Origin of the sequence: Micromonospora solifontis (assembly GCF_003725545.1) — a bacterium.
GTDB lineage: Bacteria > Actinomycetota > Actinomycetes > Mycobacteriales > Micromonosporaceae > Micromonospora > Micromonospora solifontis.
In genome coordinates, this window is record NZ_RJLN01000129.1 from 1 (window position 1) to 10,466 (window position 10,466).

General features: G+C 67.1%; 10 protein-coding genes. 7 read left to right on the forward strand and 3 right to left on the reverse strand.

Translation table 11 applies throughout. The annotated features are described in order from the left end of the window. The 5 genes from EFE23_RS28080 to EFE23_RS26110 all read left to right on the forward strand — a co-directional run. Positions 1 to 685 (forward strand): hypothetical protein (locus EFE23_RS28080; protein WP_204348511.1); only part of this gene is annotated, 685 nt, incomplete at its 5' end. A 52-nt stretch (positions 686 to 737) separates the two neighbouring features. After that, positions 738 to 1,424: a hypothetical protein gene (locus EFE23_RS29190; RefSeq protein ID WP_233601148.1), complete on the forward strand. Its 687-nt coding sequence runs from the start codon at positions 738 to 740 to the stop codon at positions 1,422 to 1,424. Then, positions 1,399 to 3,099 carry a hypothetical protein gene (locus EFE23_RS26100; protein WP_148058536.1) on the forward strand — a complete coding sequence of 567 codons (1,701 nt, stop codon included), beginning with the start codon at positions 1,399 to 1,401 and terminating at the stop codon, positions 3,097 to 3,099. The genes EFE23_RS29190 and EFE23_RS26100 overlap by 26 nt, the downstream gene beginning before the upstream one ends. A 140-nt stretch (positions 3,100 to 3,239) precedes the next feature. Next, positions 3,240 to 4,169 carry a hypothetical protein gene (locus tag EFE23_RS26105; protein WP_123243547.1) on the forward strand — a complete coding sequence of 310 codons (930 nt, stop codon included), beginning with the start codon at positions 3,240 to 3,242 and terminating at the stop codon, positions 4,167 to 4,169. A gap of 32 nt (positions 4,170 to 4,201) precedes the next feature. Continuing rightward, positions 4,202 to 4,495 (forward strand): hypothetical protein, encoded by a 294-nt coding sequence (locus tag EFE23_RS26110; RefSeq protein WP_123243548.1) that lies wholly within the window; start codon positions 4,202 to 4,204, stop codon positions 4,493 to 4,495. A gap of 87 nt (positions 4,496 to 4,582) precedes the next feature. On the opposite strand, the gene EFE23_RS26115 is transcribed toward EFE23_RS26110, so the two are convergent. Then, positions 4,583 to 5,926 carry a hypothetical protein gene (locus tag EFE23_RS26115; RefSeq protein ID WP_148058537.1) on the reverse strand — a complete coding sequence of 448 codons (1,344 nt, stop codon included), beginning with the start codon at positions 5,924 to 5,926 and terminating at the stop codon, positions 4,583 to 4,585. A gap of 515 nt (positions 5,927 to 6,441) precedes the next feature. Here EFE23_RS26115 and EFE23_RS26120 point away from each other — a divergent pair. After that, complete coding sequence (locus EFE23_RS26120) at positions 6,442 to 7,557, forward strand: competence protein CoiA family protein (RefSeq protein WP_123243550.1); 1,116 nt, start codon at positions 6,442 to 6,444, stop codon at positions 7,555 to 7,557. A 145-nt stretch (positions 7,558 to 7,702) separates the two neighbouring features. Here EFE23_RS26120 and EFE23_RS26125 read toward each other — a convergent pair whose 3' ends face one another. Beyond that, entirely contained in the window at positions 7,703 to 8,881 is a 1,179-nt protein-coding gene (locus EFE23_RS26125) for a helix-turn-helix domain-containing protein (RefSeq protein ID WP_199737244.1), read from the reverse strand. Continuing rightward, positions 8,874 to 9,671 (reverse strand): hypothetical protein, encoded by a 798-nt coding sequence (locus tag EFE23_RS26130; protein WP_123243551.1) that lies wholly within the window; start codon positions 9,669 to 9,671, stop codon positions 8,874 to 8,876. The genes EFE23_RS26125 and EFE23_RS26130 overlap by 8 nt, the downstream gene beginning before the upstream one ends. A gap of 551 nt (positions 9,672 to 10,222) precedes the next feature. On the opposite strand from EFE23_RS26130, the gene EFE23_RS26135 reads away from it, so the two are divergent. Beyond that, on the forward strand, positions 10,223 to 10,466 hold a 244-nt coding region (locus EFE23_RS26135; RefSeq protein WP_148058538.1), incomplete at its 3' end, for a hypothetical protein.

Here is a 10,466-nt window from a genome sequence, read left to right on the forward strand (position 1 = left end):
CGCACCGAGCACGATCACGCGCTGGGCAGACCTCATGCTGGATTTCCTCGAACAACTGCCCCCAGCACAGCTGCGACGCATCCTGCCGCCGAGCCCATATGGAGACGCAAGCAAGCTGTCAAAAATCTTCGACACTGGCACCCCGCGCACGGACGCTTGGTCTGCCTATCGGGCGGCGCTGCATGCATGGATGAACGGCGAACCGATCATCGCGATAGCCCACCACATCCATCGCAAAAGCGTCGACGGTAACGCCAAACGCGGCCCGCAAGACCCACTTCCGCGAGCGATCACCGTCACCGGCAACGCCTTTCGGTTCGGACTCTCCCTCATCGCGGGAGCACTCACCGCCATCATCACGCTCGGCCAAGAGCACGAACCCGACGGTCCGTGGGCCCTGCCGGCCGAAGCCGTCAGGGCGCTAAATCTGCTCCCACTAGCCGTGCGATCAGGCGCGGACACACCGGAGGCCCTCGCCTGGATCCGCGCCGGTGTCCACACCCGGGTCGCCGCTCACCTGCTCGACGACCTGCTGCCTGCCCCTCCGGGCCAATCCGACGACGATCTCCGGCGATGGGCACACGGTCGCCTGATGGAGCTCTACGACGATGCGCTCCCTGGTCTGGGCACAGCGGCACAAGCCGCCGTGATCTCCGCGTTGCGGATCGTTCGGGAGGCCAGGTAGTCAGAGCGCGATACGCGGACCCTCCGCGGGTACGAAGATTCCTTTGAGCTGCATGGGCAAGCGGCTGCTGAGCCGCGGCGATTCTGCTGGTCGAGGTCTGGACCGGGCCGTTCTGTCCGTCCTGGCCTATCTGTTGCTTCGCCGGATACGGGGACACCGAGGCGTCACTTGGCAACGTTGCCCGCCTGACACCGATGGCTGGTCCGACGCCACTCGACCTATACAGACGAGGCAAACCGGCTACCGCCTCAGCGATGAAATCCAGGACCTGGTGCTGCGGCTGACCGCAGAAATCCGCGATTGGGGACATCGCCGGATCCAGGATGAACCACAGCGGCTGCGGCACCAGACCGGGGACCGGCGCGACCTCGCCGACACCCGCAGCCGCTGCCCCGGCCTCGACACTGTCGCCGACCTCGCCCGAGGGTTCGCCGCACTGGTCCGCCACCAGCGCACCGGCCAGCACCTCGACGCCTGGATCAACCGCGCCCGGAACGCCGGATACCCCGAAATCCCCGGCTTCGCCGCCGGCCTGACCAGCGACCGCGACGCCGTCGTCGCCGGCCTCACCAAGCCCTGGAGCTCAGGCCCGGTCGAAGGCCAGGTCACCGCATCAAGACGATCAAGCGGCACATGTATGGCCGGGCGAACCTCGACCTCCTCCGCAAAGAGTCCTCGCTACACCATAAGCGGACGCCAAGATCGATCAAGGAATGCTTGCCAGAGCCTCAACCCTTGACCCCTCCGTTCAGAGCGGGTTCCGAAACCACGGGGCAGTTTTAGGTGGAGTCGACAGTTCGGTTCGTTCTTGGGACCCGGCTGCCATTTGCGGCCGTGTCCAGCTCGATCGAGTACGCCGTGCCCCTTACTGTCGGCTGGTGCAGCGATGGGATTCGCTCAATGAGCGGCAGCTCGACCTGCTTCGCCGGATCCACGGCGGCGATGACCTCAGCGGCCCGGACGGCGTCGAGTACCGCCGGTCGGCGCGTGCGCTCCAGGACCGGAACCTGGTGACGGTGACACGCAAGGCAGGGGTGTGGAGGGCGTCCTCGACCGACGCCGGTCGCTTCTACCTTGAGCATGGCCACCACCCCGATCATCCCGACCACCGTGCTTCCCTCCCGCGGTCCGAGACACCGGCACCCGGCGGCACCGCCGGCGGCGCTTCCTCGGCGGACCTGCTGCGACCGGCTCGCGAACTGCTCGACCGCCTACAGCACGAGGGCGGCATGGTCCGTATCGAGAGTCCCGACAGCGGAACGCGGGCCCGGTACCGCCGGATCATTCACGCGATCAAGCAGCAGGGACTTGTGCCCTCGGGTCACCACCTGCGCCACACCGGCCGCGACGCCGGCGACATCGTCATCCGCCTCTACACCGACGCCGGTCCCGACGAGACCGACTGGAACCGGATCCGGCTCAACACCCGACGCGTCACCACCGACCCGCACCTGGCATTCAGCGCCCTCGAAGCCGATCCGACCAACCTCGCCGTCAGCCCGGACCTACTGCCCCGGGCGTTGCTACTGATCCGGCAACTCGCCGGCGAGGCGGCCCGACGTGGGCACCGGCTCGGGGTCAACACCAAGGCGAAACACCCGCGGATGTTCCTCCAGGCAGGGCAGGTCCGACGCACGGTCACCCTGACCGAGGAACGCGACCAGGTCCCGCATGAACCCACCGCCGAGGAGCTGAAGGTGCTGCGCCTGCGGCCGTGGATGAAACCCGCGGAGTTCGACGTCGTCGACTCCGGCAGGCTCCGCTTGGAGATCGCCCGGGCCGGACACGACAACCGGGACACCTGGACCGACACCGCACGCGTACGTCTGGAACAACGCGTCGCCCAGATCATCCAAGGGTTCGAGGCTGGCGTCACCGCCGACGAACAGCAACGGCGGGCAGCCGAAACCGCCCGGGAGAAGGCCGCGGCTGAGCACCGGCGGCGGCAGGAGGAAGCCGCGGTCGAACGCAGACGGCAGGAGGAGGCCACCCTCGCGCAATGGCACGCCGCGATGGCCGACGCCCGCGTCCGGGCCGCGGACAACATCCGCGCGGAAACCTTCCGCAACGCCTACCAGGCGTGGACCACCGCAGCTGACATCCGCGCGTTCTGCACCGCCCTCGAACAAGCGGCCGAGGGACGGACCGGCGCCGGCGGGTACCTCACCAGCTGGGTCGCGTGGGGCAGGGCCGCCGCCGACCGGATCGACCCCATCGGCAATCCCCGCGTGCTGGCTGACATCGAATACAACCCCGAACCCGGACCCGACGACCTGCGCCCGTTCCTCGGTGACTGGAGCCCCCACGGACCACGCAAAGAGCACCACCGCCCTGATCAGGACCGGCAGGCCCGCGCCGGCATCCGCCGACAGCCGGAATCGTGGCACCACGGGCTGCTCGACCCCGGCGCCTGAAGTGCGTCCACACCTCAACCGCCACCACACTCCGGCCGGATGTGCACGAGCCTGCGCCGGGACCTGCCGCGTCGCGGCGCGAACCGCCAGCACGGACCCGGTACCACGCAACAAGCGACGCTAACCCGAAGGACGGCTGGATGAGAATCGACCCCTCCCGCTTCACCGTCGGCGACGAATGGGCGTACCGGCAGTCGGACCACGCACCGTCCGAACGCGTCCGCATCCTGGCCGTCGAGCCGAAGAAGAACAGCGCCCGCCTCGAGATCAGATTCCTCGACGACCCCGACGAACGGGTGGAGAAGGTCCCCGGGTCGCGGCTGCGGGTGCCGTGGAACGAGGTCGGGACCTTCGACGCGCTGATGGCGAACTGGCAACGCATCGACGATCTGAGCCTCGATCGCACAGAGGAAGCCTGCGTCGAGGAGATCTTCGGCCTCTTGATCAGCGATGACATCGCCGAACTGCTCTGGTCCCCGGTGTCATGCGCCACCGACATCCGAGACAGGGCCAGGCTGAGCGAGATCATCGACGGCCCGGTCGACGACATCCTCGCCTCGGCTGAATGGTTCGACCACGACGGCCGGACCATCCTGTCACCGGCCGGCACCCTCCTACTGGTCGAGGCTGCGTGCCGCGCCCATCCGACCCAGGTCCTCGACCTCGTCATCGAGCAGGAAGCCCAGTCCCGCCAAAAATGCAAGTTCGGCGATGACTACCGCGTCGGCCGCGACAACCGGTCGACGACACCGGAATGGGAGTACGACTGGTACCGCCGCCACGACCGGCCCCGTCACGAACTACTACGCCAGTGGTGCGGCCACCGGGCAGTCACCCACCACGAACGGTTCCTCGCCGCCGAAGCCGAAACCCACCGCCTCGACATCCTGGTAACCGACCTCCTCAAGGCCCTAGACAACCTCGGCGAACACGACCAGGCCGCCCGGTTCGCCGAGGAACACGAACGCGACCGCATCACACCCCACACGATCCGCCCCGTCGTCGAACGCCCCCTACACCCCTCCGAGATACCCGTACGCGAGATCAAGGTCAGGCGCCGCTGGTGGTGAACGCCCGTCGCACAAACGGTTCCGATGTTCAGGTGCTTCTCCCCAAGCTCCAGTTCACCGGCGTCCGAAAGAGCGTGGTGGTGGCCGCCAGCGGATTCCAGAGTGGTGCCTTTGACTTCGCCAAGGCCCACGGTATCGCGTGCGTACGGCTGGTCGACAACGCCTGGATGTACGTCTCACGTCACACCGTTACGACGCCCCCACCCGCGCTCACCGGCGCGTACACCGGCTACGCGATGACGCCCGACGGCGAGGGAGAGTACGAGTTCACCCTGCTGACCGGCGGCGCCGAGAACAGACGCTCAGCGTTGGTCATAACGGCCTAACCTTGTCTGACGGCGCCATTGCCGCTTCGCGAGCCGATCCGATCCGCCGGGCGATGGCACTGAGCGAAACAGCCGGCGTCCGGGCAATCAGGCCCAGACTCTGGCCTCCCTGGCGAAGCACGGCCAGGGCCGCGTGCCGGCAGCGAACTCGCCGCTGAGCATCGCGGCGACCTGCTGGCTCCAGGTGCGGAGATCGATCAGCTCGAGCATCAGCTCCGCGATCGCGGCGAAGTTCAGGGATGTCGACCAGAGCCGGTTGCCCGACCGTACGGCGACGTTCAACAACGGCTTCGAGGGGTCCTCGGTGCCGTCGAGACGTTGCAGCCAGGACGCTTCGACACCGGCCTTGGCCAGCGAGTCGATGATCTTGTTCGGGTTCATGCAGACGGCGAAGAACATGCCGTCGGCGATGAGGCTGGCCGCGACCTCGGCTTCGATCGGGTAAATCCCCCAGGGTGGGCGCACGAGAGTACGACCGGCCTGGTCGATGCTCAGCAGCGTCAGCGTGTGCCCAGGGTCGTCGGCGCCGATGCGGTGGCGGACCCGGTCAAGTTCGGCGCTGAACTGAGTGCCGAACTCCTCAGCGGTGTACCGGCCGGCGGCGGTGAACTGACTGGCCGCGACGACCGCGCGGCCGGACGAGACCACGCCTCCGGCGATACCCGTCCGCGCATGCGCCAAGCCGAGGATGTCACGCAGGCCCGCCAAGTCGGTGCGGTAGTCGATGGTGGTGCGCACCGGTGCGTAGCCGCTGGGCAACTTGCCGGTCTCGTCGGCGAGGACCTGCGAGGTGTCGGCCAGCAGCCGCTCCTGGGCAGGAATTCGATACCGCTGGTTGGTCTTGATCTCGCGGAGCCAGGCCCAGCCGTCACGGTCGAGGACGGTGACGTCGCCGACACGGATGACGTTGGTCAGGTCGTGGTGCAGCACGAACTCCCGGTTCTCGCGCCACGCGGTCTCGATGATCTCCAGCTCTGCGGCCAGGCCGGTCTTGCCGTACATCGGGCCGGGGGCGTCGGCGCGCGACAGCGCCACGATGATGTTGCGCTGGTAGCCGAAGACTTTCCAGGCGAGTGCGTCCGCGATCGACTTGAGCTGGCGCCAAATCCGCTCGTAGACGTCGCTCTCCAATATCCAGGATTCCCGGTCGGTACGGTCGAGGGCTGTGCCGAGTTCGGGTGCGTCAGCGGTGAGGTTGCGGTGCCTATCCAGTCGTTTGATCTGCCGGCTGATCGCGGAACGACGCTGCTCGGTGTCGAGGACCATGCCACGGAGCCGACTCTGGAAGTGGTACAACTCCTCGGCAGAGCGGCAGGCGCGTAATGTCCGGATCAGATCGATCAAGGCGCGCAGGGTCTCCTGGTGCGCCGGATGCGTCAGGATGAGGTCGATCTGATCGCCGTCCGCACGATCCATCAACGTGGCGCGCACCGTGCCTCCTGCACTGCCGACCGGTTGGCATTCGCATCATCCGGACAGCTCACCGTATCGGCAAACGAGTTCGCCGCTGCGTAGCGCCGGCGGCACTGTGCCCACGCCGGAAGCGACCCGCGGCCAGTGACATCACGGCGATGTGCAGAAGAGCGTCGACAGCGGCGAGCCTGTCGCGCCGCTATGGACATCCGGTGCGTTGCGGTGTGGCATCCGCGGTCGTCGCCTCTTCCATAGGCGCTCGGGGAGTCGCGAGGGGGCTGTGTCAAGCGCTTCAAGTTGCCCACGCCCTCGGCCGACAGCACGTCGCTACGTCCCTGCTCATCAACCAACGCTGACGAGCCGAGGGATCGGCCAGCCCGAGGGTTGCCGTTTGGTCGTCGTGAGAGGACGTGGTCGCGGCGAGCGGGGCTTCAGACACCGCCCGTGCCCTGCCAATGGTTGCCGGTAGGGGCTACCACAACCGCTGGGCACAGCATCACGGAACTGTCGTACCCGGCACTGAGCATGTACCTGTGCCTCTTCTCGCGATGGTCGATGGCGTACGGACGGTCAGCACGTTGCTGTCCGACGAGCAATGGCAGTCGCTACGGACGGACGTTCGAGCGGGCCGGTGTTCCGTGCGGCTGCCGTACTGCGGCGCTGTGGCGTACCTGCGCACGAGCAAGCTCGGTGTGCGGCATTTTGCGCACAGGGCAGCGAGCGACTGCGCGAGCCATTCAGCCGAGACCGGTCAGCACCTTTACGCTAAGAACATCATCGTGCAGGCCGCTCGGGCAGCCGGATGGGACGCCGAACCGGAGGCGCGTGGAGAAGGTTGGGTCGCCGACGTATTAGCCACCGGAGGGACCAGCAAGTTCGCATTCGAAGTCCAGTGGAGCGCGCAGACCCGGGACCAGTTCGAACACCGTCAGCATCGGTATGCCGCCGACCGTGTCCACGGCGTGTGGTTCACCCGGTACGAGCGCAGCGTCCCGCTTCCACGACGCGACCTGCCCGTGTTCCACACCGCCTTCGCTGCCGACAGCGTCACCACGGTCGTCAACGGCACCGCGATGCCGTTGGCCGACGCCGTCATCGGTCTACTCACCGGCCGGATCGATTTCCGTACCCACGTGGCGACCGGCCAGCCGGCCATCACGCAGGTGTCCTGTTTCGAGTATCCCTGCTATCGGTGCAGTGGTGTCTCGCTGTTCTGGGAGGTCGAACGGGAGGTCTTTGACGGACCGTGCGGAACGAGAGCCGAGATCCGCCATGCGTTGATCTGGGCACAGGACCGCCCGGAAGCCCGGCCCGACGTGCGTCGCCGCGTGGCGATGGAGGCGGATCGTCTGGGCGTGCCGCTCGCCAATCTCGGTTCTCGCTACAGCGCGACCGCCAGAGGTTCCTACACCGCCTTCAGTTGCCCTTCCTGCAACGCCTTGTTTGGAGACTGGTATCTGCGGGAGTACGTGATGGAAGCCCGAGCCGAGGACGCGTTCCTCCTCGTCACGTTTCCAGGCGGCGGCGGCCGGATCGAGCAACCACACTGGTGCCGCGATGCCGGGCAGGGCCAGTGCGTTGACCGTGAACAGGCGGCTGCCCTCACCGGCGGGCCTGATCTCGCCCCAGCGACGGACCGTCATCGATGACCACTCGACCGACGATCGAGTGGCTGGTGACGATCCGCCCGGCGTGCCGTGCTTCGTTCCCGCTGTACTGCAACGGTCGTCGACATCCGATCACCCACGGATCACCACGCGATCGTCGCCGACGCTGTCGCGCGAGATCAATCGTCTACCGCACCAGTTTGAGGACCGGTCGCTGGTCGGCTACGCCCAGCAACATTCTCACCCAGGGCAGCGGCCACGCGAGCTCTTCGGCGAGCGCCTGCATCGTCAGGCCGTTGCCGGTAGCCAGGTCGAAAGCTCGGCTGAGCATAGCCGGCTGCTCACCCGGATAGGCAGCAGCGGGTTCGGCACGGAAGCCTGGCTGATCGGCCAAGAGGTGCAGTCTTTGGTGTGCACGGCTGGAGGCGGAGTCGGACAACAGCCCCAGCTCGCGACATCGGTACAGCAACGACTTGACCGAGACTCCCCACTCGCCTTGAAGCTCGACGAGTTTGCCGAGGTCAGCGCGGCCGGGGAGGGCGGGCAGGATGCTGTTGCGCGGCGTGAGGAACTCGGCCGCGAAGGTGTCGGCTTCACGTTCCTGTTGGATGTCACCGGGCGCGGTGTCGCCATGGAGTACGAGGTGGCCGAGTTCATGGGCGGCACTGAAACGATGGCGGTAGACGTTGTTCGCGCGATTCGGGGTCAAGACCGCGATCGGCCGGGGCAGGCGTGAGGTGGAGAAGGCGTCGACGGTGGTGGCGTCGTCGTCAGCTGGTGGAGTGACGGTGACGATGCCGTGGGCTTCCATCCGACGGACGAGGTGACTGATCGGCCCGTTGCCGAGTTTCCAGTGACTGCGTAGCGCTTGGGCCGCGGCAGCTGGGTCGCGGGGAAGTTCGGTCCCGGAGTGCACCTCGCCGCCGGCGAAGCCGGGTAGGTCGATCCAGGGAAGCTGGACTCGCTTCTCCAGCGCGTAGGTCAGTTCCCACACCAGTTCGGTGAAGGAGATCGCCTTCGCCCGCTGATATGCCCGCGTCGCTCGCAAGCTGCGGAAGTGAGCCATAGATGCGTCGAGGCGGGCATGGGGGCGGCCTCTGAGGAAGAACGGCGGAGGCACGCTGAGGACTTCGGCGAGTGGCCCGATCAACTCGGGTCGGGGTTTGGTGAGTCCGAGCTCGTACTGTCCGATGGCCGCTGCCGTGACGCCGATCCGGTCGGCGAGTGCTCTCTTGGTCATGGCTGCGAGTTGCCGGGCCTGGGTCAGCCGGCCGGGGTCAAATCCGTCGGCGATGGCGGCGGGTGTTGCCGTCCCACCAGCGGCAACAATCGGTGTGATGAGTCGGAGTTGTTCGTGCTTACGCATTGCCGTTGTTCGCGGTGGGCTTTCCCGACCCCGGCTCCCGCTCAGCCGTCGGCGCCGCTACCGGACGCGAGTGCGTCGGGAAGTCGAGCGCGGGCAGGTCACCCTCGTCGAAGGCCCGCCCCGAGCCGCTAACCTCCGCCAGCCCCGAGAACGCGCCGGTGGAGCCCTCCGACGTGGCGCCCTTAGCCGCTGGCAGCTCCTCCGGCTGGCCGACAAGCCAGGCGATCGTGCCGTCGGACTGCATGAGGCCCTCACCCCACCAGGACTTCAGCAGGCCGGCATCGGCGTGAGCAACGTAGGGCACGTAGATGATCTTAGTGGCGGGGCTCAGGTGAACAAGTTCGTTGACCACTGCGACCGGGTCGAACTCGAAGTCCTCGCCCAGAAGGCTCAGCAGGTCATCCGGCGGCTGCGCTGCGGAAAGTGCAAGCGACAGGTTCCGGCCGATCTTCGTCGCCAAGCGGGCCTGCTTCACCGGCACGTTCAGGTTGTCGGCGAGCTTGAAGGGCAGCAGCAGCCGCTCCTGGACGACCATCAGGTTGTACGAGGCATTCGGCGGCCGGAACTTGTACGCCCCCTCAAGGCCTACAAGTTGCTCCTCCAGGGACTTGTACGTTGCCGGCCACATGCCGCCGTACGGCTGCTTGGACGGTAGACCTGACATCTCCTGGATCAACACAGCCCGCTGCTGCGCGTGGTGCAGCCCTTCCACAAGGCCACGCCGCACCACCTCAGCGTCCTGCCCGAAGTGTGACCGCGCCCAGGCCGAGACCGGCGATTCCTCGCTCAACTAGCCCTCCAGAGAGACTGGCACTTCAGATCCAGTCAGGACTCTAGCGCATCCGCTTTAGTTTTGTGCATGACGTGCCCACCGCGGGGTTCCCTCGCTGCAGCACTCACCGAAGGGCGCTCGTCGGCTGGGGTTAGCGCCCCGGGCCGACGAGGGCTGAAATACCGGCTCACTCCCGAAGGCCGCCACCGACCGGGCGGCGTGCATCAGCGTCCGATGGGCCCCCGGCCACCACCCGTCCGCAGGCGGGTCGGATCCGCGCATACGGGGGCGAGGTCATCGACTACAGCCTCTTAAGCCGCACTGCCCCACTCCCCGGCGGGCCTCCGACGTTGAGATACTTTGCCTCTGTGTTTCCTTCTGGGCCTGCGTTCCGTTTCCCGCCGAGCTGGGTCGATGAGCTGCACGACGCGGTTGGTTGGTGGACCCGTTCTGATGACCAGCCGTGGGGCCGGGCCGGCGCTGTAGCTCTGCCGCTCGCCCTTTCGGAGGTTCGAAGCTGGATCGCCGGGCCGTTCAGCGGTGAGCGGAAGCAACCGTGGAGGTCGGCGATGGAAGACCTCCGCCTTGCCGCCGGCAGGTGCGGCCAGCATCTGCGGACGGAACTGGGCCAAGATCTTCTCGATGTGGACGACCAAGCGCAACGGCTCATCGCGATCGTCTCGCAGAAGGGAAAAGTCGACGGCGCGGTGTGCGGGTGGTTGGCGGGGGTGCCGGCGCCAAGGGCGACGGTAGAGAAGCTGCTGGCCCGGCTCACGGAGCCGGCGGTAGCGGTGGCGGCCTGGCGCGACCTAG